Genomic DNA, 23,002 nt, shown 5'->3' with positions numbered 1-23,002 from the left:
GTCGAGTTCTGACGCGCGCTCAAACGCCCGCGGCGCCGAGCCGCGGGCGAATCTTCGCGGCGAAATCATCGAGGCTCGCGAGCGCGCGCGCCTCATTCGCCGTCGCCGGCTTCAGCAGCAGCGAGCGCACGCCGAGGCGGCGATGAATGTCGACGATCTTCTCGGCGATCTCCTCATAGCTGCCGATCAGCGAGCGCTCGACGAGCTCCGCCGGATCGAATGAGGCCGGCGCATTCTGCGCGAGAAAAATGCCGCGCATGCGATCGGCGAAGCGCGCGATGAAGGGCAGCGCCTCGTCGAGCGCGCGCTCGCGCGTCTCGGCGGCGTAATAGAAGCGCGCCAGAGCAAGACGCGGATCGGCGCCCGGCAAGGTCGCGCGATAAGCAGCCACCGCCTGCTCGATCTTCGCGATCGGCGCCGGCGAGGCCGCCATCAAGCCGAAGCCATTGCGCGCCGCATGCTCGATCGCGGCCGGAGTCGATGTCGCGATCCAGGTCGGGATCGGCTTTTGCAGCGGCTTGGGTGAGAGTGCGAGATCATCCACCTGGAAATGCGCGCCGGAGAAGGTGACGTGATCCTCATAGAGCAGACGCTCGATCAGCTCGAGCGCCTCCAGCGTGATATCGCGCGTCTCGTCCTTGGCGGCATGAAAATGCTTGTTCTGCGCGGGAAAGGGCCCGCCCTTGGCGACGCCGAAATCGAAACGGCCATTGGAGAGCACGTCGAGCGTCGCGACATCCTCCGCCACCTGAATCGGATTGCGGAAAGCGAGCAGCACCGCGGCCGAGCCGAGCCGCACGCGCGAGGTGACGCCGGCGAGATAGGCGAGCAGCGTCAGTATCGACGGGCTGACGGCGTCATCGTCGAAATGATGCTCGGCGACCCAGGCCTCCTCGAAGCCCACCTCCTCCGCGCGACGCACGAGGCGCGTCTGCGCATCGAAGCAGCTCTTATAGTCGCGGACTGGATTTTCATAGGTGCAGAACACGCCGATGCGCATGTCGATCGGACCCTCCCCGCCGCGTTATATAGGCCATCTACATAGCTTAGGCCGCGGTCCCGCCGGCGGCAAGCGGCCGATTGCGCAAATTTCGAGCGGGGAAACGCCGTCATGATTGTGTCATCGAACAAGGCTGTGAGTGCGCGACTCCTCCTCTCCTCCGCCAGCGCCACAGGCCGATTCGAATGGACTTCTCCCGTCGCTTCACTTTCCTCTTCTCCGCGCCCAATTTCGAGGCCGACGACCTCGAGGGGCTGCGCGTCAATCAGATCATCACGGCGATCGAGAGCATGGGCTTCCAGGTCGTGCGCGCACGCCGCGTGGAGGACGCCGAGATCGTCGTGCAGACCGACGCCGCCATCGGCTGCCTCGTCGTCGATTGGGGCAAGAAAGGGCTCGAAGGCAAGACCGCTTCGCTCATCGATCTCATGCGCAAGCGCGGCCTCGAAATGCCGATCATGCTGCTCATTCGCCGCAAGCGCTTCGAGGATATTCCGGTAGAGGTGTTGGATTTCATCGACGGCTATGTCTTCCTCGCCGAGGAGACGCCGGAGTTCATCGCCAAAAATCTCGTCTCGCGCCTGAAGCAATATGCGGAGACGCTGAAGACGCCTTTCTTCGGCGCGCTGGTCGATTACGCCGAGGAGGGCAATCAGCTCTGGACCTGCCCGGGCCACAATGGCGGCATTTTCTACAGCCGCAGCCCGATCGGCCGCATCTTCATGGAGCATTTGGGCGAAGCCGTGTTCCGCGACGATCTCGACAATTCCGTCATAGAGCTCGGAGATCTGTTGACACATGAAGGCCCGGCGCTCGCCGCGCAAAAAGCGGCGGCGGAAATTTTCGGCGCCGAAAAAACCTATTTCGTGCTCAACGGCACATCGACTTCCAACAAGGTCGTGCTCACCAATCTGATCGCCGAGGGCGACCTCGTATTGTTCGATCGCAACAACCACAAGGCCGCGCATCATGGCGCGCTGCTGCTCGGCGGCGGCGTGCCGATCTATTTGCCGACGACGCGCAACGCGCATGGCCTCATCGGCCCGATCGATCACGAGGCCTTCGACGAGGAGAAATTGCGCGAGCGCATTCGCGCCAATCCTCTGGTGAAGGACAAGGACGCCTGGCGCAAGGAGCGGCCCTTCCGCGCCGCCGTCGTCGAGCAATGCACTTATGACGGCACCATCCATAACGCCGAATGGATCGTCCAAAAGATCGGTCATTTGTGCGACTATATTCTCTTCGATGAAGCCTGGGCCGGCTTCATGAAGTTTCATCCGCTCTATGAGCGGCGCTATGCGATGGGGCTGAAGAACCTCACCGAGGCCTCGCCCGGAATCGTCGCGACGCAATCGACGCATAAGCAGCTCGCCAGCTTCTCGCAGGCCTCGCAAATTCATGTGCGCGACCGCCATATCAAAGGCCAGCGGCGGCGCGTGGAGCATCGCCGCTTCAATGAAGGCTTCATGCAGCACGCCTCCACCTCGCCCTTCTATCCGCTGTTCGCCTCATTGGATGTCGGCGCGCAGATGATGAAGGGCCGCTCCGGCGAGCTGTTGTGGGACGACACCATCCGGCTCGGCATAGAGCTGCGCAAGAAGCTGCGCGCGGTGCGGCGCGAGTTCGAGGCCAAGGAGCAGGATCCGGCGCGGCGCTGGTTCTTCGATCCTTTCGCGCCCGATTGGGTCTCGATACCGGACGCGGCGCGCGAATCCGGCGCGCATCGCGTTCCCTGGGAGAGCGTGTCCACCGATCAGCTCGCGCGCAATCCCGATTTCTGGGCGCTGGCGCCGGACGCCCGCTGGCATGGATTCTCCAATATGGCGCCGGGCTTCGCGATCACCGATCCGGCCAAGCTCACTCTGCTGACGCCGGGCTTCGATCGCGAGAGCGGCGCCTATGCCGATCATGGAATCCCGGCGCCGATCGTCGCGCAATATTTGCGCGAGAATCGCATCGTGCCGGAGAAGAACGACCTCAACTCGCTGCTGTTTCTGCTAACGCCGGGCGTCGAATCGAGCAAGGCGGGAACGCTCGTCTCCTCGCTCGTGGCCTTCAAGCGCCTGCATGACGACAATGCGCTTCTGCAGGACGTCATCCCCGAATTCGTCGCGCGCCGCGCCGCGCGCTACAAGGGCGTGCGGCTGCGCGATCTTTGCGCCGACATGCATCGCTTCTTCAAGGAGGCCAACGCCAGCGCTCTGCAACAGGCGCAATTCCGGCAGGAGCATCTGCCCGAGATGGTGATGACGCCGCGCGAGGCTTACCTCCGCCTCGTGCGCAATGAGGTGGATTTTCTGCCGATCGACGAGATCGACGGCCGCATAGCGACGACGCTTTTCGTCATCTATCCGCCAGGCATTGCGACGATCGTTCCGGGCGAGCGGCTCGACGAGAAAGCGCGGCCCATGCTCGACTATCTGCGCATGTTCGAGCGCAGCGCCAATCTCTTCCCCGGCTTCGATTATGAGATTCAGGGACTCTACAAGCAGTGGAACGGCGAGGCGAAGATGCGGCTCTACACTTATGTGGTGCAGGAATGACCGCACCTCTCGCCGCGCAGGCCGAGCGCACGACGCTTCTCGTCCGTCCCTCGCGCGACGATGACGTCGACGCCATGCTGGCGATCTATCTGCAGCATGTGCGCAAGGGGCTCGATCCTTCAGAGGCGCCGCTCTACGAGCCGCCGCAGAAAGAGGATTTGAAGCGCCGGCGCAAGAATATGGGCAATCATCGGCTGCCGCATCTCGTCGCCGAGCATGAGCGCGCCGTCGTCGGCTACGCCTATGTCGTGCCCTTCCGCAAGCGGCCCGCCTATCGCTATGTCGTCAAGCATTCGATCTATGTCGATCCACGCCATCTGCATCGTGGCGTCGGCCGGCTGCTGCTGCAAGCGCTCGTCGATTCCTGCGCGGCGGCGGGCTTTCGGCAAATGATCGGCTATGTCGACGCCTCTAATGAGGCGTCGCTGAAGCTGCATGAGGCGATCGGCTTTCGGCAGGCCGGATATCTCTCCGGCGTCGGATTTAAATTCGGCCGCTGGACGGATTCAGTGATCTTGCAGCGCTCGCTCGGCCCCGGCGCGGCGACGCCTCCCGATGCGCGCAGCTGACGCCGCCCCCGCGAGCGAATCGGCGCATCATGCTATGATCGGCGCATGATTCCGCTTTACCGCCTCCTGCCCTTCGCCCTCTTTCTCATCTTCGCCTCGCCCGCGGCCACGGCGTCGCGCAATCCTTGCCAGGATGTGGAGGATGCGGGCGCGAGCTACACCATCTGCGTCTTCGACACGCGCAGCGATTCCATTCGCCTCTTTCTCGCCGATGCGAAAGGCGAGGTCTATGGCTCCTTCTCGGCGCTCGACGCCGCGCTCGCGCAGAAGGGCGAAAAGCTTCTCTTCGCGATGAACGCCGGAATGTATGACGAGCGGCGCCTGCCGATCGGACTCTATGTCGAAGGCGGCCATATGGAGAAAAGCGCCAATACCCATTCGGGCGCCGGCAATTTCCATATGAAGCCCAATGGGATTTTCTGGGTGGAGGGCGCGCGCGCCGGCGTCACGGAGACGCAGCGCTTTCTCAAAGAGCGGCTGCATCCCGCCTATGCGACGCAATCGGGGCCGATGCTCGTTGTCGGCGGACGCATCAATCCGCGCATCCACGACACCGGAACGTCGATGAAGATTCGCAATGGAGTCGGCGTGCGCGACGGCCATATCGTCGCCTTCGCCATCTCCAATCAGCCGGTGACATTCCACGCTTTCGCGACTCTCTTTCGCGAGCGTTTGAAATGTCCGGACGCGCTCTTCCTCGACGGCTCGATCTCGGCGCTCTATGCGCCTTCGCTGTCGCGACACGACCGCTTCCGCCCCATGGGGCCGATCGTCGGCGTCATCGAGCGGGCGCGATGACTCACGCCGCTTCGTTGACGGTGAAGGCGCCGACGAAATCGGGGTCCGCGAGAATCTCGCCCGTCTCCCACAGCAGATAATCGCCGGGGCCGGCGATGCGGAAGCGGCCGAGGTCCGGCGGCAGGCGGACCTTGCGGCCGGCGTCCTTGCCTTCGAGCTCTATGTCGACGCCGGTTCCGTCAATGGCGGCGATCGTGCCGAACATCTGACGCAGCACCTTGCCGTGCGGCGTCACGCGGGTGAGACCGATGAGCGCGCGCTTGCCGATCATTTGCGCGCGGGCCTGGCTCCATTCGTTCCTGCCGAGTTCCATTGTTCTCTCCCTTCACAGATTTTGTGCACGGCGTCTCTGTGGCCGTGATGCCATGATCGAGATCGTCATTGATGTGCGCCCGCGCACGCGCCGGGCGGGGACGGCCTCACGCCCCCATCAGCGCGCCGACATGAGCGGCGACGCAGGCGGCGAGGTCGTCCGGCCGATAGCCGCCCTCGAGCAATGAGACGATGCGCCCGCTACAGCGGCGCGCGGCGATCTCTGCGAAGCGCAGCGTAAGCTCGGCGAAGTCCTGACGATGCAGGCGCAACCCGCCGAGAGGATCGTGCAAATGCCCGTCGAAACCGGCGCAAATGAGGAGGATGTCCGGCGCAAAATCGTCGAGGCGCGGGAGAATCGCCTGCGTCCAAGCCTGCGCGAACTCTCTGCCGCCGGAGCCTTTGGCGAGCGGGGCGTTGACGATGTTGTCATGCGCGCCGCGCTCGCTCGCGGCGCCGGTGAAGGGATAGTGCGGCGATTGATGCGAGGAGCAATAGAGGATGTTCTTCTGCGACCAGAATATCTCCTGCAGACCATTGCCGTGATGCACATCGAAATCGACGATGGCGACGCGCTCGACGCCATGGGCGGCGATGGCGTGACGCGCCGCGATGGCGGCGTTGTTGAAGAAGCAGAAGCCCATGGCGCTCTCGCGCGTCGCATGATGGCCTGGCGGACGCATGGCGACGAAAGCGTTGCGGGCGGCGCCGCGCATCACCGCGTCGACGGCAAAGGTCGCGGCGCCGGCGGCGCGCAGCGCGGCCTCGAGCGAGCCGGGACTCATGACGATATCGGGGCCGAGAGTCGCGAGCCCGCTTTGCGGCGCGGCTTTCTCGAGACGCTCGAGCAGAGACGGAGCATGGACGGCGAGGATCGCCTCGCGCGAGGCGGCCGGCGCTTCCGCGCGACGCAGCGCGGAGAAGCGATCCGCATCCAAGGCGACGGCTATGGCGCGCAGCCGCTCGGGCTGGTCGGGACGGCCGGCCCCGACCTCATGCGCGAGGCCGGATGCGTGGGTGACGAGGAGGGTCGTCGGCTCGGCGCCGCCCGCCGCAACGAAATCGGGCGAAAGCGCCAACCCCGCCGTTAACGCAAGCGCCTGCCTACGGGTGAAGGTGGATGACGCCGGCGCTCGTCCGACCATCGGCTCAGCCGCCGACCTGCCCCCTGTGCCGCAGGAAATGGTCGGCCAGCACAATGGCCATCATCGCCTCGCCCACCGGCACGGCGCGTATGCCGACGCAAGGGTCGTGGCGGCCCTTGGTGACGATCTCTGTCTCCTGGCCGTTGCGGTCGATCGTGCGGCGCGGCGTCAGGATCGAGGAGGTGGGCTTCACCGCGAAACGCGCGACGATGGGCTGGCCGGTCGATATGCCGCCGAGCACGCCGCCTGCCTGATTGGAGAGAAACTCGGGCTTGCCGTCCGGACCGGCGCGCATCTCATCGGCATTGGCTTCGCCGGAGAGCTCGGCCGCGGCGAATCCCGCGCCGATTTCGACGCCTTTCACTGCATTGATCGACATGAAGGCGCTGGCGAGATCGGAGTCGAGCTTGCCGTAGATGGGCGCGCCCCAGCCGGCGGGGACGCCCTCCGCCACCACCTCTATAACTGCGCCGATGGACGAGCCCGATTTGCGCACGCCGTCGAGATAATCGGCCCAGAGCTTCGCAGTCTCCGCATCGGGGCAGAACAGCTGGTTCTTCTCCACCTCCGCCCAGTCGAAGCGGGCGCGGTCGATTTTATGCGGGCCGATCTGCACCAGAGCGCCGCGGATGGTGACGCCGGCGAGCACTTTGCGCGCCACGGCGCCGGCGGCGACGCGCGCGGCCGTCTCGCGCGCCGAGGAGCGCCCGCCGCCGCGATAGTCGCGAATTCCATATTTCGCGTCATAGGCGTAATCGGCGTGGCCGGGACGGTATTTCTCGGCGATATCGCCATAGTCCTTGGAGCGCTGGTCGGTGTTCTCGATCAGAAGCGCGATCGGCGTCCCGGTCGTGACCTGCCGGCCGGCGGAATCGGCGAAAACGCCGGACAGGATTTTCACCGCATCGGCCTCCTGCCGCTGCGTGGTGAAACGCGACTGGCCGGGCTTGCGCTTGTCGAGAAAGACCTGAATCTCGGCCTCCGTCAGTTCCAGCCCCGGCGGGCAGCCGTCGACGACGACGCCGAGCGCCGGCCCATGGCTCTCGCCGAAAGTGGTGATGCGGAAGAGATGGCCGAAGCTGTTGTGGGACATGGAGCGCCGATCACATTTATACCGAGGGCCGGTTGTAGGCGCCCCCCGCCGCGGGGTCAAATGAATGAGCGCTCGTCGAGCGGCGGAGCGTTGAAGCGAGCGACTCTTTCGTCTAGTCTCTGCACTGAGAATATAGCGCAGTCAGGACTTGGCTCTCATGACCGCTTCAGTCACCGTCCGGCTCGACGAGCCGACGCTCGCGGCTCTGGACGAGATGGCGCGCAAGACCTCGCGCTCTCGTGACGAGATCGTCGCCCGCGCGGTCGAAGATTTCGTCGCATCCGACGCTCGGCTGCTGGAAAAGATCATAGAAGGCCTCGCCGCCGCCGACAGCGGCGATTTCGCCTCGGACGAGGAAGTGGCGCGGGTGCGAAGGAAGTTCCTTTCGCCGTCATGAAGGTGCTCTGGACGAGGCCGGCGCTGCGCGATCTCGAACAGATCGGCGACTATGTTTGGCGCGACAATCCCGCCGCCGCCGCGAAGCTCATTGCTCGGATTTGCGAGCGCGTCGATGCGCTCGCACAGCCGCCTCGCCTCGGACGGCCGGGCCGCGTTCCGCAAACCAGAGAGCTGGTGATCGCCGGGACGCCATTTCTGGCGCCCTATAGGGTGCGCGCCGAGGTGGTGGAAATTCTAGCGATATTTCCACGGCGCACGTCTCTGGCCTGGGGAATTCGAGCTCGGGCAGGAGCAGAGCGACGACAAGGACCCGACCGCATGATCACCCCCGCCTTCGCGCAGAAAATGGCGCGCTACAACGCTTGGCAGAATGAGAGCCTCTATGCGGCGGCCGATACGCTGTCCGATGAAGCGCGCCGCGCCGATCGCGGCGCCTTCTTCAAATCGATCCACGGCACGCTGAGCCATCTGCTCTGGGCGGACGCCATGTGGATGAGCCGCCTCGCCGGCGACCCGAACCCGAATGTGTCGATAGAAGACTCGGCCTCTTTCCGCGCCGATTGGACGATCATGAAATCGGAGCGCGCAGCGATGGACGCGCGACTGATCGCCTTTGCGGACGCCTTCGACGAAGCGGCGCTCGAGGGCGATTTCTCCTGGTATTCGGGAGCCAAGCAGTTGGACATCGTCAAGCCGCGCAAGCTCGTCATCGTCCATCTCTTCAACCATCAGACCCATCATCGCGGGCAGGCCCATGCGATGCTGACCGCGGCCGGCGCGCGGCCGCGGGACACGGATCTGATCTTCATGTCGTGAGGCGGGTTCGATGCGAGCCTCTAAGGCTCGCAGTCCAGGGGGCGCTCGGACCGCGAGCCTTAGAGGCTCGCTTCATGAGCGGCCTCACGCCGCCTTGCTCTCGCGTCGCGCCTCCGCCACAGCGGGCGTCGTCTCGGCCGGCTCCGCCGGCGCGCCGATCCATTCGGAATGCGCCGGAATCTTCTCACCCTTCATCACCACGGTGAGCGGGCCGAGCCGGGCGAAATCGCCGACATGGGTGTCGTAGAGCACGGTGGAGCCGGCGCCGACGGTCACGCCGCGGCCGATCACGACGCGACCGACCTTCATCACGCGGTCCTCATAGAGATGAGTCTGCAGCGCCGCGACCTGATTTAGCGCCGCATAATCGCCGACGCTCACACAGTCGAATTCGGTGATATCGGTCATGTCCATGAACACGCCCTTGCCGAATTTGGAGCCGAACAGGCGCAGCATCCAGGGCAGGAAGGGCGTGCCGCGCAAATGCTCGAGCAAGATTTTGCCGGCGAGGCCCCAATAGAGCACGGCGCAGGCCTCGGTGCGCATGGCCCAGAAGGACCACATGGGCTTCACCTGCGGCTCGTAGCGCCCCATGGTCAACCATTTCACCGCCACCACGACGAGCGTCATGCCCAGCGAGATGAGCGTCGAGGAGAGCACGAACAGCCAGAACACCGACCAATAATCGCCGTCGATGAGCTTTTGGCCGAAGCTCTCCACCGCCCAAGTGCCGAAGGTGATGAACAGCATGGTCGGCAGCGAGACGTTGATCGCCTCATAGACCGCGCGCGCCGCTTTTTTCCAGAAGGGCGGCTGATAGGTCCAGGCGGCGCCGCCGCCGTCGAAGGTCTGGCGCACCGGCAGCTTCATCGGCGGCGAGCCGAACCAGGTGTCGCCCTCGGAGAGCTCGCTATTGGCCGGCGGCTTGGATTTGATGCCGATCAGCGCGCCGCTGGGAATTTCGGAGCCCGGCGGCACCACGGCGTCATTGCCGACGAAGACGCGCGCGCCGGTCTTCACCTTTTTCAGATACATCCAGCCGCGGCGCATATCCTCGTCGCCGAGCACCACCTCATCGGCGATGAAGCACTTCTCGCCGATCTCGACGAGATCATAGCGGCCGGAGAGATTGGTCGAAATCTCCGAATCCTTGCCGATCTTGGCGCCCATCAGCCGGTACCAGGTGCGCATGTAGAGCGTGGCGAACAGCGAGGAGAGCGTCTCCAGCGTCACCTCGGTGGCGAGCGCCACCGCCCATTTGCGCAGATAGAAGCCGGACCACACCGAATAGGTCCCCTCCGAGACGCGCGGCAGCACGATCCAGCGGAAAGCCACGATGAAGGCCACGGTGACGAGCACCAGCACGAAAGCCGTCGGCCAGGCGAATACGGGGATGGCGGCGAGATAGAGGGCGTGGTCGACATCGGTTATGCCGAGCCAATTGTCGAAACGGTCGAACACCCAGAAGGCCGGGAAGATCGGCAGCAGGCCGAGCGGCGGCAGCGCCAGCACCAGGACCGTGAACATGAAGCCCATGGCGAGCCGTTGCGGCGTCGAGGCCGTCGATTGCGGATCGAGCGTGCGGGCGTCGACATCGCCCTTATAGCGCGCCGGCGACCCGTCCCAAATCTCATAGGCGCCGATATGCGAGCCGGCGGGAACCGAGGTCAGATCCTCGAGCGCGCCGCCCTCGCCGATGATGACATTCTCCTCGATGACGCAGGATGTGCCCACATAGGCGTCCGCGCCTATGTCGATCGTGCCGATGATGAGCTCGTTTCCGACGACGCGGGCGTTGGCGAGCTTCAGCTTGGAGCCGAGGCTCGCGCCATCGCCTATGCTGACGAGATCGATCGCGCCGACGTCCAATTCGCCGATGATGGCGTCCTCGCCGATCTTCGCGCCGAGCGCCGCGAGATAGAGGCGCATCAAGGGCGAGCACTGGAACCATTTGGCGTGGGTGAGGCCGATGAGCCGCTGCGCCAGCCACCAGCGATAGTAATAAACGCCCCACAGCGGATAGCGTCCTGGCTTGGTGCGGCCGATGACCAGCCATTTACCGATGATCGACACCGCCACCGTGGCGATGTTGACGCACATATAGACGCCGAGCAGCGCCGCCACCTCCTCGAGGATATTCGCGTCCGGCGAGGTGAGCAGCTGATAGGAGACGAAGACGCCGAGCCATTGCGAGGTGACGAAGGCGAGGATGAAGGGCAGCGCGGCGGCCTGGGCGAGGCCGCAGAGGAAGCGCCGCAGCAGCGGCGGCGGCGTGAAGGAAAGATCGCGCGGCGGCCCGGCGAGCGCCGCCTTGCCGTCGAGATGCGCGGCGAGGGCGCGAAGATTGCGCTCGGAATAGAGGTCCTGCAGCGTGATCGAGGCGAGATGCGCGGTCTCGCGCACCACGGAAACGAAACGTGCCGCGAGCAGCGAATGGCCGCCGAGATCGGTGAAGAAATCCGCGTCGAAGGGGATGGCGCCGGGCGGCAGCACGCGCTTGGCGGCGTCGAGCAGCGCGGCCTCCGTCTGGGTGCGCGGCTCCTCCTGCGCCTCCGTGTCGATCAGCGGGGCGGTCAGCGGCGCCCGCTTCAGCGCCTTGCGGTCCACCTTGCCGGAGGAAAGCCGCGGCAGCGAGGTCACGACCTCGAACCGGCCCGGAACCATATAGGAAGGCAGAAACTCGCGCAGCTTGGCGCGCAGGTCGCGCGGGTCCGGCGACACGGCCGTCGCGCCGACGAGAAAGGCGACGAGTTCGTCCAGCCCATTCTCATTGCGCAGAACCACGGCCGCCTGGCGGATATGGTCGAGGCGCGAGAGCGCGGACTCGATCTCGCCGAGCTCGACGCGGAAGCCTCTGATCTTCACCTGATCGTCGATGCGGCCGCGGAAATGGAGGTCGCCGTTCTCGTCCAGCGCCACCGCGTCGCCGGAGCGATAGAGGATCGGATCGGAGCCGTCCGACGGATAAGGATTGGCGATGAATTTCTCGGCCGTCAGCTCGTCGCGGCGCAGATATCCTCTGGCGACGCCGGGCCCGCCGATCAGCAGCTCGCCCTCGACGCCCGGAGGCAGCAACGCCAGATTTTCGTCGACGACATAGCAGCTGTAATTGGGGATCGGCTTGCCGATCGTCACTTTCTCATTCGGCCAGACCTCCGAGACAGTGGCGACGACCGTCGCCTCGGTGGGGCCGTAGCTGTTGAAGATGGTGCGGCCGATGCGGGTCCAGCGCTCCGCCACCGAGGGCGGGCAGGCCTCGCCGCCGAGAACGATCGTCTTCAGCGTCGCGACGTCGCGCGGCATGGCGGAGAGCAGCGTCGGCACAGTGTCGAGCACGGTGACGCCGGCCTCCTCCAGAATATCCGGAAGCGCCTCGGTCTCGCCGATGATCTGGGGCGTGGCGACGAAGAGCGACGCGCCGGCGAGATAGGGAATCCAGATTTCCTCCATGGAGAGATCGAAGGCGACGGAGGCGCCCTGGAACACCACATCGGAGGCGGAAATCCGGTAGATCTCATTGGCCGAGCGCAGATAATGGCAGATGTTGCGCGCCGTGACGACGATGCCCTTGGGCGTGCCCGTCGAGCCGGAGGTGTAGATCAGATAGGCCGCATGATCCCCCGTCGCGCCGAGCCCGCGCGGATCGGGGCAGGAGCCGCCGGCGACCGCGATCTCCGCGTCGACGAGCGTCGGCGCCGGGATGGAAGGGCCGGCCTTGGCGGCGAAGGCGGCGGAGGTCAGCAGCGCCTTGGCGCCCGCGTCGGCGAGGCAGACGGCGATGCGGTCGACCGGCGCGTCGGCGTCGAAGGGCAGCCAGGCGGCGCCCGTCTTGGCGATGGCGATCTGGGCGATCAGCAGCTCCGGGCCGCGCGCGCCCCACAGGCCGACGACGTCGCCCGGCCCGATGGCCCGCGCCGAAAGGCCGCAGGCGATGGCCGAGGCCTGCGCATCGACCTCGCGAAAGGTGAAGCGCCGCTCCAAAGTCGCCATGGCGAGCCCATTGGGCGTCGCCGCGACGCGGGCGGCGAAAATCTCGCAGAGCAATTCGTCGCGCAGCAGATGCGGCATGGCCGCGCCGCGCAGCACGGCGCCCGCAGCCGCGGTTCGAGGCTCGTCCTCGTCGATCGGCCTCTTCTCGTCGAGAAGCGCGCTCTGCGCGAAATTGGGGTTCAACTCATTCATCGCGTGACATATCCGCGGGAAATCCGCGCTCATCTAGCATGAGAGCGAAGGCCGATCCTATCCCGCATCCAGGCTGAATGCGGGATGAACCCCACTATGGGAGGGAATTTGTTGCCGAAAAGACCGGCGCAAATGGAGCCGGCCCTTTTTGCGTCATATTCATGACGAACTGGTTACAAAGGAAGCTCGCCTCGCCTGACGGCCGTTCATGATCTGGCTCTGAGATATGGGCTCGGCCCCGCCTCGTCGCGGCGCAGCGGCGGAGCCCTGCGCGCGAGGGTTTCAATTTTCGTAAATTTCGCATGCAGACGGCTCTCGCACAATCCGGCGGCGGTCTCGTCTCGGCGCGATGCGGCGGCCGGGGCCGCGCCGCCCCTTCCGCATCTGGCCGATCCGCCTGGACCGCGGCCCGTCCCGCGATCTTCATCCGAAAGATCGAAATAGGGGCGGCTGGCGATTCGGCCATCCGGGCATGATCCAGGACAAGCCGAGCGCCGATCAGGGCGTGTGCGGCCGCTCGACATGGAAAAGCACCGGCCGCGCCCCGGCATGCTCGAAGCGCAACGTCCCGCGCACGGTCTCGCCCTCGGCGAGCGGCCCCCTCAGATCGACCAGCATGAGATGATAGCCCTTCTCCCGGAAGTCGACGAGCGATTCCGCCGGCAGGGCGACGCCGTCCGCGAGCGGCCGCATTCGTCCGACGCCGTCGGAGATTTTCGTCACATGCATCTCGACGCGATGGGCCGCTTCGGCCTCCACGCCCAGCAGCCGGTCCTCTGTCGGGCCGCCATTGCGCAGAGCCAGATAGCAGGCGCCGGTCGTCACGCCCTTGGGCGGCGGCGCGCACCAGGCGCGCTCCACCACGATCGCGGCGGGCGCCGCGAGCGTGGCTGTCGCGAAAAGAAGCAACGGGACACAGACCGCCCGCCGCATCCAAAAAGTCCCGAATCCTGCAGAGGAAGGAAGGTCGCGCCGCCGCGGCGAGCCTGTAATCATGTCTCGAGCCGATCGTTAACCATGCCCCTCGGCGCCCGGTCCGCAACTTCGGCGCCAGAGCGCGACGAGACACACATAGCGCGAAAACGTCGCGCACTGCCAATTGCGGAATGAAATCTGGACAGCCGTATCGCTTTCGCACGCCCAGCAACGATCACGATCGTACGAGTGGTCGTTCAGTTTCTGCACGCGACGTCCGGTCGCATGCCCATCATCCGCCTTCGCGTTGACCTATATGCGCAATTGCTGTTTTCGATAAGACGGCGCGTCGCTTCGCGGGCCGCGCGACTCGAAGCCGCGACATGACGCCGTGACAAGCCACCCGTGACATGCCACCGCGACAGGAATTCGCGACATGGAGCCCTGCGTGACGGAGCCCTGCATGCAGACCGCGCCGACGAAGCCGCATTCAGCCCCTCCCGCCGTCGACGGCTCACACGCGGCGACGACCGCCGTCGTTCGCAGCGCGCCCTATTCGCTCGCTTCGCTCGCCATGCTCGCCGCGACGAGCGCGGCGAACGCGCTCGCGTCCTTCTGCCGCCTCGTCGCCGGAGACGCGCCGGCGCAGCGCGGCGAAGTGGTCGAGCGCGTGACGGTCGAGAACGGCGTCGTCTGCGTCGCGCATTATATCCGCGGCCGGCTCGTCGACCAACGCCGCGTCAAGGCCGCGGAGCTCGTCATCGAGCGGCGTCTCGATCGCGCGCGCAGATGCATGCGCGTCGATATCACCACTGCGGGACGCACGCTCGAGATCGGGCGTCACGCGACGCCGGCGGAAAAGGAGAGCGCCGTCGAGCGGCTCGCGGCCGGCCTGCGCGGAATCGAGGTGGAGCCGCGCATTCGCACCACATTCGTCGAAGCCCTGCGCCGCGCGCCGCGGACCGGCGCCCGGCTCGCGGCGCGTTTTCGTTTCCTTCTTCGTCGACGCGGCGTTCGTCGTTCGAGCGGAGCCTCGGTCTCCATCCCGCCCGAGAGCTCCGTTCGCTCGAGCCGCCCGGCGGGCGTCCGCGCCGCGCCGGGCGGCGGACGCCGCTTCCCCTCCGCTCTGCGCTCGCGCCGATGGTGGATCGCCGCCGCCGCCGTGATCGTTCTGTCGAGCGCCGCCGCGCCGCGCTTCGCGCCGCATTCGAACGAAGCCACAGCGCGCGGATTTACGCCCTCATTTCGCCTCACGGCGACGAATGGCGACATCGTCGACGAAAAAACGATGCTCGGCCGGCCCTACGCCATATTCTTCGGCTTCGCGCGATGTCCGGAGGTCTGCCCGAGCACATTGCTCGAGGTCGCGCGCGCATCGAATGCGGCGGACGCCTCCGGCTCCGGCTTCGACATTCTCTTCGTCACGCTTGATCCGGAACGCGACACGCCCGAGACGCTCGCCGATTTCGTGTCCTCCTTCGAGCGCCGCATCATCGGCTTGCGCGGCGCGCCGGCGGAGATCGATCGCGCGGCGCAGGCGTTTCGCGTCTATCGGCGCAAGGTTCCGCTGGAGGGCGGCGACTATACGATCGATCACACCACGCTCGTCTATCTCGTCGATCGCGAGGGCGTCATGTCCGGCGTCGCCTCCTTCACCGAGCGCGGCGACGAAGCTGCGAAAACACTGAAGGATTTCATTCGGCGCCACAGCGCGTCGCAACGTCGCAGCGGCTCGCGTCGCGTCGCGAAGCGCGGACGAAGGCGTGAGCGGGCGCTCGCGACAACATGCCGCATGTGCGCGAGGGAGCGTCGCTTGACGCTACCCGGCCCCGCTCGTACGGTCGAAGCCTGAACGCTTCAGAGCACTTTGCCTTGAGAATCCTGGGCCGGACACATTCGAGCGTCGAGCGAGCGGCCCTGAGCATGGTCGCAGCGCTGCTGTTCATGCTGCAATCCACCGGCGTCGGCTTCGCCGCCGGAGCAACCGCCAACAGCGCGCAACTCTCCGGCGTCGTCTGCGCGTCCCTCACGGCAGACTCATCCAAAAGCGATTCCTCTCCGGTCGAGAACCATCATGTCGGGCCCTGCTGCATTCTCCATTGCAGCTCGGCGATAGACGTCGACGAAGAGCGCGTCCTCATCGCGATCCTTCCGCTCGAGATGTTCTCCGACACGCCGACGCCGATCTATGTCATCGACGCCGTGATCGCCGCGCCGGAGCTGCTGCCTCTCTTTCCACGCGCGCCTCCAGCGCCTCTCGCCTGAACCCCCCGAACCTCATTTTCGAAGATCGACGGTGACGAACGCGCCGTCGAGGGATTCATGCGACCTGCGCCGATCATCGATCGCGCGCAAAGCTGGAGGCTATTGTCATGAGCATCACATCCTATAAGGCCGTGAGCGTCGGCGCTCTCGGCGGACTCGCCGCATTTTTGGCGCTCGGCCCCGCCGCTCCGCATGGCGCGCAGCTTTTCGCCGCGCTCATCGGCTGGGCCGGCTATCAGCATTTCGGCGGCAAGCTCGAGGGGCTGAAGAAATCGGTCCTCCATTATCTGTTCGGCGTGTTTCTCGCCGCCCTGGCCCTCGTCGTCTCGACGCGTCTCCCCTATGGCGAGACGATCGGAGACGCCGCCTGGACCGCGATCGCCGTCGCGATCACGCTCGGCCTTCTCGTCCTCGCCTCCAAGCTGCCCGCGCTCGGCGAATGGCCTGTCGCCCTCCTCGCCTATGCGACGCTGTTCGCGACGACGCGCGCCGACGAGATCGTCGCGCTCGCTCCGAGCAATCCCGTGCTCCTTGCGGCGCTCTCGCTGATCGTCGGCGCGATCTTCGCCTTCGCGGCCGAGCACCTCGCCGAAGCGCTGCAAAAATATCTGCCCCTGCCCGGACAGAAAGCGCCCTCGGCCGCGCGCTCCTGAGCGCCCGCCGACTCGAGACCGTCTCGACGAAAGATCGCCCGCCGTCCCGCGCGACGGTGGGCGACCGCCATCGCATGAGCCGCCCCTCGAGGGTCAGCGCCATGCGCAACGATACGCCAATTCGGGAGGATCGCTTTTGAGCGATATGGCAATGAGATCCCCCTTGCTCGATCGCGCCGCCGCCTCGGTAGCCGCGCTCCACGTCGCCGAGGAGACCGGCTTCTACGGGGTCGACCGTCCGGGCGTCGCCTGGGACTGGATGAAGCAGACGGGCCAGGCGCCCGCCGGCGCCGATTGGGTGCGCCCGCAGGTCGCCGAGGCCTGGGCGCGCTGCGTCGACGACCATGCTCTGCCCCCAGGCGCGGAATTCGCGCCGCGCCAGCGCCGTAGCGAGACCGGCTCGCTGGAGCTCGACGCCTGGCGCCGCAATTCGCTCGACGGCGTCGCCGGGCGCCTCTCCGCGCTCGTCTATGACCTGCGCACGCTGCTCGACGAGACCAATGTCGCGCTGCTGCTCGCCGACCCAGCCGGCGTCGTCGTCCAACTGCTCGACTCCGGCTCGCGGATCACCGCCAGCGGCGCTCAAATGGGCCGCATCGGCGCCGATTGGAGCGAGGCGAGCCTCGGCAACAATGGCGTCGGCACGGCGAGCCTGCTGCGCGAGCCGATCGCCTTCGACGGCAAGGAGCATTTCAACGGCGCCTTGCATCGCTTCGCCACCGCCGGCTGCCCCGTCTCCGCTCCCGACGGAAGCGTCTGCGCGATCCTCGGCATGATCTCGGATCGTCGCGACACGGCCAAGCTGGCTCTCGGCTTTCTCGAGATCGCCCGCCGGCTGCTCGAGGCGAGCCTGTTCGACCGCCTCGCCGCGGACGGCTATCTGCTGCGCCTGCACGCCGTCGGCGAAGCGGCCCCGCGCTTCGCCGGCGAGGGCCGCGTCTTCATCGCCGCGGACGGCGTCATTCGCGGCGCCGACCATGCGGCTGTCGAGGCGCTGGGCTCGACCTTTTCCGCGCTCGTCGGGCAGCGCGCGGCGACGGCGCTCGGCGTCGATCCGCCCGCGCTCATCGCCGCGCATGAGAGCGCGCGCGTCATCGCTCTTTCCGTCTCGCACGACGCGCGCCCGATCGCCGCGGAGGTGCATCGCTGTCCCAAGCGCGAGAGCGAGGCGACCGCGCCGCGCCGCGGAGCCGGCCGCGCCGACGCCGCGCCCTGCGGGATCGGCGCCGAGGGCGATTGGAGCGACAGCGTGCTGGAGGCGGCGCTACGCAAAGCCTCCGGCCTGCAGGAGCGCAATATTCCAATCCTCATCACCGGAGAGTCCGGCGTCGGCAAGGACTATCTGGTGCGGCGCCTGCACGCCGGCGGACCGCGCAAGGATCGCCCGCTCGTCGCCATAAATTGCGCGGCCATTCCGCGCGAGCTCATCGAGAGCGAATTGTTCGGCTATGAAGGCGGCAGCTTCACCGGCGCGCGCGCCAAGGGCAAGGCCGGCAAATTCGTCGAGGCCGACAAGGGCATATTGTTCCTCGACGAAATCGGCGACATGGCCGCCGATCTTCAGGCGACGCTGTTGCGCGTGCTCGATTCGAACGAGGTCGTGCCGATCGGCTCCAGCAAGCCGATTCGCGTCGATGTGCGCGTCGTCGCCGCCACCAATCGCAGCCTGCAGGAGATGGTGCAGAAGGGAACGTTTCGCCGCGATCTCTATTATCGCCTCAATGGCGTGCAACTCTGGCTGCCGCCGCTGCGCGAGCGACCCGATCGCCTCGCGCTTCTCGCGCAACTCTTCCGATTGGAGAGCGAGGCGTTGGGATCGACGGATGATCTGCGCTTTTCCGATGAAGTGTGGCGCAATTTCTTCAAGCATCCCTGGCCCGGCAATATCCGCGAAGCGCGCAATGTCTTGCGCTCCTGCATCGCCGTCGCCAAAGGGCCGGTCATAGAGATCGACGATCTTCCGATCGACTTCATGCAGGAGCTCGACTTCGACCAGCGCGTGAACGACAGCGAGGCGCAGGACGTCTCTCTCGTCGAAGGAGTGATCGAGAGCGAAACCGGCTTCGACCTCTCCGATTGGGAAGCGCGCGCCGTGCGACATGCGCTCGCCTCGAGCAAGGGAAATATAGCAAAAGCCGCGCGCAGCCTCGGCATCACCAGAGCGACGCTCTACCACAAGATGGCGCGCTACGGCCTGCGAAGCGACCGGCGCATCGTTTCGAAGAGGTGACGCGATGGGACCAGAAGACCGCGCTTTTATCGAAGAAGCCGCCCGTGCGCTCGACGCTTCCATGCGCGAGCTCGAGGAAGAGGAAGAGCGCCTGAAAGAGATCATCGGCGAGGAGCGCACGCAGGAGCTCGGAGCTTATCTGCGCCGAGAATTCGAGCCTGTCGACATAGAGGAAATACGCCGCACGCTCGACTTCGACGATCGCCGGCTGATCTCCGTGTGGATACGTCTCGAGCGCAATCGCGCGCGCCGCGTGGCGGCGGGCCGCAGCGCCATGACGCTCAACGCCGGACGTGACGACATCGACATAAGCGCATTCGACAAACCAAAGAAAAAATAAAGGAAACGCGCAACGGGCCGCGGCGGCTCGTCGCATGAGTGGAGGATCAGAGTCGTGGCCAGGAATATTCGCTTCGGCGACCCCGTTCGCATGAAATTGCTCGATGGACTCAATGTTCTCGCCGACGCTGTCGGCGTGACGCTCGGCCCGCGCGGCCGCAATGTCGTCATCGAGCATCGCGCCGCCGGCCTCCCGCCGGTCGCGACCAAGGACGGCGCCACCGTGGCGCAGGCCGTCGAAATCTCCGGACGCACGCAGAGCCTCGGCATAAATCTCGTCCGGCAAATGGCGACGACGGTCGCCAAAGAGGCCGGCGACGGCACGACGACCTCCGTCGTGCTGACGCGTCGCGTCGCCGCCGAGACGCGCAAAGCGCTCGCCGCCGGCATGAATCCCCGCGACATCGCCATCGGCATGGAGCTCGCCGCGCGTGCGGTCGAAGCCGATCTGCTACGTCGCGCGCGACGTTGCGACGATCAGCGTTCTGTCGCCCATGTCGCGACCCTCGCGGCCGGCGGCGACGAAGAGATCGGCGCGATCGTAGCCGAGGCGCTGACGCTCGCCGGCGAAGGCGGCGTCGTCGACGTCGAGCTCGGCAATGGCGTGACCGACGAGATCGAATCTGTCGAAGGAATGCGCTGGGAACAGGGCTATCGCTCGCCCTATTTCATGACCGACAGCGCGCGCAAGATCGCCGAGCTCGAGAATCCTTACATTCTCATCTACGATCGCGTCATCAATGATTTTTCCGAGCTGGTTCCGGCGTTGGAGCTGGTGCGCCGTCGTGGCGGCAGCCTGCTCGTCGTCGCCGAAAACATCATGGAGGAAGCGCTTCCCGGGCTGCTGCTCAATCACATTCGCAAAAATCTCTGCTCCATCGCCGTGAAGGGGCCGGGATATGGCGACAGCCGCTATGAATATCTGCTCGATCTCGCCGCGCTCACCGGCGGCCGCGCTATCATGGAGGCTTGCGGCGAAGATATTTCCAATGTCACGATCGAACATCTCGGCCGCGCGCGGCGCGTCGTCGTGCGTGAGGACGACACGCTCGTCATCGGCGGCGAAGGCGATGCGGTCGCAATCGCGGAACGTCTCGCCGCGGCGAAACGTCAAGCCGATTGGATCGTCGACGGCGATTCGTCGAAAGGCTCGCCGAGCGGCAAGCGCCACGAGCTCGGAAATCTGCAAACGCGCATAAAAGCCTTGTCAGGAAGGATGGCGACGATCCGCGCCGGCGGATTGTCGGACATTCTCATCAAGGAGCGCATGCAAAGAATCGAGAATGCGCTGAACTCCGCGCGCTCGGCGCTGAGCGACGGCGTCGTCGCCGGCGGCGGCGTAGGTCTCTACCGCGCGCGCGCGGCGCTCGCGCAATTGCGCGGCGAAAATCTCGATCAGGATCACGGCGTCGCGATCGTGCGCGCGGCGCTCGACGAGCCGATCAGGCGCATCGCCGCCAACGCCGGAATCGACGCCGATGAATTCCTGTTCGAACTGCGTCGATCGAATGATGATTTCTGGGGAATGGACATGCGCAGCGGCGTATGCGGCGATCTCTTTTCCGCAGGCGTCATCGATCCCGTGCGCGTGACGCGACTAGCGCTGCGCAACTCCGTCGCGACAGCCGCTTCGCTGATGACGGTGGAATGCGCGGTCACCAATATTCCGCCGAGCGATCCGACTTTCGGATTCGATCCGAATGTCGCAGCGCAGACGCGAGAAGACCCGCGCGCTTGAGCGCAGGCTCGATCGCCGCGATCACAAGATCGCGGCGATCGAAACAAGCGACGAATATCGTGCGTATGCTTATTTGACAGCTGTATCGAGCGCCATCCGCGAATAATGCCGCGCTCACGTCGCAAGACTTCCCAGAACCTTGCGAATCCCTTGCAAAACCTACGATTCTACGAAGTTTCGATCACTGGCACGAGGCTTGCCATAACTACTATGTGTCGGCGCTTCCGCAATCGGTGAATTGCAGACGACATCGAAAGTTTCAACTTCGAAAGTTTGGAAAGCGGCGCTCACGTTCGGATTTTTCGACCACAGACCAGGTCGCGAATCCGAGAAACAAAAAGTCTGTGAGGAGGAAGAAGCATGGCGATCAGTCTCGCGACAAAAGCGGCGACCGATGCTCTGAAGGTCAACCGCGCTCCGGTCGGCGTCGAGCCGCAGGAGGTCCACAAGTGGCTGCAGAGCTTCAACTGGGACTTCAACGAAAACCGCACCAAATACGCCACAAAATACCACATGGCGAACCAGACCAAGGAGCAATTCAAGGTCATCGCCAAGGAATACGCCCGCATGGAGGCGGCCAAGGACGAGCGCCAATTCGGCACTCTGCTCGATGGTCTGACCCGTCTCGGCGCCGGCAATAAGGTCCATCCCCGCTGGGGCGAGACCATGAAGGTGATCTCGAACTTCCTCGAGGTCGGCGAGTATAACGCCATCGCCGCTTCGGCCATGCTGTGGGACAGCGCCACCGCCGCCGAGCAGAAGAACGGCTATCTCGCCCAGGTGCTCGACGAAATTCGTCATACGCATCAGTGCGCTTTCATCAATCACTATTATTCCAAGCACTATCACGACCCGGCCGGCCACAATGACGCCCGTCGCACCCGCGCGATCGGCCCGCTGTGGAAGGGCATGAAGCGCGTCTTCGCCGACGGATTCATCTCCGGCGACGCCGTGGAATGCTCGGTCAATCTGCAGCTGGTCGGCGAAGCTTGCTTCACCAATCCGCTGATCGTCGCCGTCACCGAATGGGCCTCGGCCAATGGTGACGAGATCACGCCGACGGTGTTCCTGTCGGTGGAGACCGACGAGCTGCGCCATATGGCGAACGGCTATCAGACGGTGGTGTCCATCGCCAATGATCCGGCGGCGGCGAAATATCTCAACACCGATCTGAACAACGCCTTCTGGACGCAGCAGAAGTATTTCACGCCGGCGCTCGGCTATCTGTTCGAGTATGGCTCCAAGTTCAAGGTCGAGCCCTGGGTCAAGACCTGGAACCGTTGGGTCTACGAGGATTGGGGTGGAATCTGGATCGGTCGCCTCGGCAAATATGGCGTGGAGAGCCCCCGCTCGCTGCGCGACGCCAAGACGGACGCCTATTGGGCCCATCACGATCTGGCGCTGGCCGCCTACGCTCTGTGGCCGCTCGGCTTCGCGCGTCTGGCTCTGCCGGACGAAGAAGATCAGGCTTGGTTCGAGGCGAATTATCCGGGTTGGGCCGATCACTACGGCAAGATCTACAACGAGTGGAAGAAGCTCGGCTACGAGGATCCCAAGAGCGGGTTCATCCCCTACGCCTGGCTGCTCGCCAACGGTCACGACGTCTATATCGACCGCGTCTCGCAGGTGCCGTTCATCCCGTCGCTCGCCAAGGGCTCCGGCTCGCTGCGCGTGCATGAGTACAACGGCAAGAAGCATTCGCTCACGGATGATTGGGGTGAGCGTATGTGGCTGTCGGAGCCGGAGCGCTACGAGTGCCACAGCATCTTCGAACAGTATGAAGGACGCGAATTGTCCGAGGTGATCGCCGAGGGCCATGGCGTTCGCTCCGACGGCAAGACGCTGATCGCCCAGCCTCACGTGCGCGGCGACAATCTCTGGACGCTCGAGGACATCAAGCGCGCCGGATGCGTCTTCCCCGATCCGCTCGCCAAATTCTGATCGAGGTTCGAAGTTTCGAACTTTCGCAGCGGTTTCCCGGCGCGGGCTCATGCTCGCGCCGGGA

At 65.3% G+C, this 23,002-nt stretch carries 18 protein-coding genes; 12 read left to right on the top strand and 6 right to left on the bottom strand.

The annotated features are described in order from the left end of the window. Positions 1 to 19 precede the first annotated feature (19 nt). Positions 20 to 1,000, bottom strand: coding sequence for an LLM class flavin-dependent oxidoreductase (locus IY145_RS14270; RefSeq protein ID WP_196408814.1), 981 nt, complete (start codon positions 998 to 1,000; stop codon positions 20 to 22). A gap of 185 nt (positions 1,001 to 1,185) precedes the next feature. Between IY145_RS14270 and IY145_RS14265 the strand changes: the two genes are divergently transcribed. Genes IY145_RS14265 through IY145_RS14255 form a run of 3 tightly spaced genes read left to right on the top strand, consistent with a single transcriptional unit; the run spans position 1,186 to position 4,910 of the window. After that, positions 1,186 to 3,543 carry an Orn/Lys/Arg decarboxylase N-terminal domain-containing protein gene (locus IY145_RS14265; RefSeq protein ID WP_196408813.1) on the top strand — a complete coding sequence of 786 codons (2,358 nt, stop codon included), beginning with the start codon at positions 1,186 to 1,188 and terminating at the stop codon, positions 3,541 to 3,543. Beyond that, positions 3,540 to 4,112 carry a GNAT family N-acetyltransferase gene (locus tag IY145_RS14260; RefSeq protein WP_196408812.1) on the top strand — a complete coding sequence of 191 codons (573 nt, stop codon included), beginning with the start codon at positions 3,540 to 3,542 and terminating at the stop codon, positions 4,110 to 4,112. The genes IY145_RS14265 and IY145_RS14260 overlap by 4 nt, the downstream gene beginning before the upstream one ends. Before the next feature lie 45 nt (positions 4,113 to 4,157). After that, positions 4,158 to 4,910 carry a phosphodiester glycosidase family protein gene (locus IY145_RS14255; RefSeq protein ID WP_196408811.1) on the top strand — a complete coding sequence of 251 codons (753 nt, stop codon included), beginning with the start codon at positions 4,158 to 4,160 and terminating at the stop codon, positions 4,908 to 4,910. A 1-nt stretch (position 4,911) separates the two neighbouring features. On the opposite strand, the gene IY145_RS14250 is transcribed toward IY145_RS14255, so the two are convergent. The 3 genes from IY145_RS14250 to aroC form a co-directional block, all read right to left on the bottom strand. Further along, positions 4,912 to 5,223, bottom strand: coding sequence for a hypothetical protein (locus tag IY145_RS14250; protein ID WP_196408810.1), 312 nt, complete (start codon positions 5,221 to 5,223; stop codon positions 4,912 to 4,914). Between the two features lie 106 nt (positions 5,224 to 5,329). Then, the gene (locus IY145_RS14245; RefSeq protein ID WP_246722034.1) at positions 5,330 to 6,367 is read right to left on the bottom strand and encodes a histone deacetylase family protein; all 1,038 of its coding nucleotides are present in this window, start codon (positions 6,365 to 6,367) and stop codon (positions 5,330 to 5,332) included. A 4-nt stretch (positions 6,368 to 6,371) separates the two neighbouring features. Beyond that, positions 6,372 to 7,460, bottom strand: coding sequence for a chorismate synthase (aroC, locus tag IY145_RS14240; protein ID WP_196408809.1), 1,089 nt, complete (start codon positions 7,458 to 7,460; stop codon positions 6,372 to 6,374). 157 nt (positions 7,461 to 7,617) lie between these two features. Here aroC and IY145_RS14235 point away from each other — a divergent pair, with 157 nt between their 5' ends. Then, positions 7,618 to 7,857, top strand: coding sequence for a CopG family ribbon-helix-helix protein (locus IY145_RS14235; RefSeq protein ID WP_196408808.1), 240 nt, complete (start codon positions 7,618 to 7,620; stop codon positions 7,855 to 7,857). Continuing rightward, on the top strand, positions 7,854 to 8,675 hold the full coding sequence (locus tag IY145_RS14230; protein ID WP_196408807.1) for a DinB family protein: 822 nt from the start codon (positions 7,854 to 7,856) through the stop codon (positions 8,673 to 8,675). The genes IY145_RS14235 and IY145_RS14230 overlap by 4 nt, the downstream gene beginning before the upstream one ends. 84 nt (positions 8,676 to 8,759) lie before the next feature. Here the strand turns inward: IY145_RS14230 and IY145_RS14225 are convergent, their stop codons facing one another. Then, entirely contained in the window at positions 8,760 to 12,857 is a 4,098-nt protein-coding gene (locus tag IY145_RS14225) for a Pls/PosA family non-ribosomal peptide synthetase (RefSeq protein WP_196408806.1), read from the bottom strand. A 498-nt stretch (positions 12,858 to 13,355) separates the two neighbouring features. Then, a complete protein-coding gene (locus tag IY145_RS14220; protein ID WP_196408805.1) occupies positions 13,356 to 13,766 on the bottom strand; it encodes a copper chaperone PCu(A)C in 411 nt (136 codons plus the stop codon). Positions 13,767 to 14,220: 454 nt separating this feature from the next. Between IY145_RS14220 and IY145_RS26175 the strand changes: the two genes are divergently transcribed. The 7 genes from IY145_RS26175 (at position 14,221) to mmoX (ending at position 22,938) form a co-directional block, all read left to right on the top strand. Beyond that, positions 14,221 to 15,624 carry an SCO family protein gene (locus tag IY145_RS26175; RefSeq protein ID WP_196408804.1) on the top strand — a complete coding sequence of 468 codons (1,404 nt, stop codon included), beginning with the start codon at positions 14,221 to 14,223 and terminating at the stop codon, positions 15,622 to 15,624. 71 nt (positions 15,625 to 15,695) lie between these two features. Continuing rightward, the gene (locus tag IY145_RS14210; RefSeq protein ID WP_196408803.1) at positions 15,696 to 16,037 is read left to right on the top strand and encodes a hypothetical protein; all 342 of its coding nucleotides are present in this window, start codon (positions 15,696 to 15,698) and stop codon (positions 16,035 to 16,037) included. Between the two features lie 107 nt (positions 16,038 to 16,144). Continuing rightward, positions 16,145 to 16,690, top strand: coding sequence for a DUF1097 domain-containing protein (locus tag IY145_RS14205; RefSeq protein WP_196408802.1), 546 nt, complete (start codon positions 16,145 to 16,147; stop codon positions 16,688 to 16,690). A 151-nt stretch (positions 16,691 to 16,841) separates the two neighbouring features. Continuing rightward, the gene (locus tag IY145_RS14200; RefSeq protein ID WP_196408801.1) at positions 16,842 to 18,920 is read left to right on the top strand and encodes a sigma-54-dependent Fis family transcriptional regulator; all 2,079 of its coding nucleotides are present in this window, start codon (positions 16,842 to 16,844) and stop codon (positions 18,918 to 18,920) included. Positions 18,921 to 18,924: 4 nt separating this feature from the next. After that, positions 18,925 to 19,260 (top strand): hypothetical protein, encoded by a 336-nt coding sequence (locus IY145_RS14195; RefSeq protein WP_196408800.1) that lies wholly within the window; start codon positions 18,925 to 18,927, stop codon positions 19,258 to 19,260. 54 nt (positions 19,261 to 19,314) lie between these two features. Continuing rightward, positions 19,315 to 20,997: an Hsp60 family chaperonin gene (locus tag IY145_RS14190; RefSeq protein WP_196408799.1), complete on the top strand. Its 1,683-nt coding sequence runs from the start codon at positions 19,315 to 19,317 to the stop codon at positions 20,995 to 20,997. A 360-nt stretch (positions 20,998 to 21,357) separates the two neighbouring features. Then, the gene (mmoX, locus tag IY145_RS14185) at positions 21,358 to 22,938 is read left to right on the top strand and encodes an aromatic/alkene monooxygenase hydroxylase subunit alpha (RefSeq protein ID WP_196408798.1); all 1,581 of its coding nucleotides are present in this window, start codon (positions 21,358 to 21,360) and stop codon (positions 22,936 to 22,938) included. Positions 22,939 to 23,002: the final 64 nt, after the last annotated feature.

This window comes from Methylosinus sp. H3A, assembly GCF_015709455.1.
In the GTDB taxonomy this organism is placed as follows: domain Bacteria; phylum Pseudomonadota; class Alphaproteobacteria; order Rhizobiales; family Beijerinckiaceae; genus Methylosinus.
Note: the sequence above shows the minus strand (reverse complement) of the source record. Positions and strands in the feature narration are given on the sequence as shown.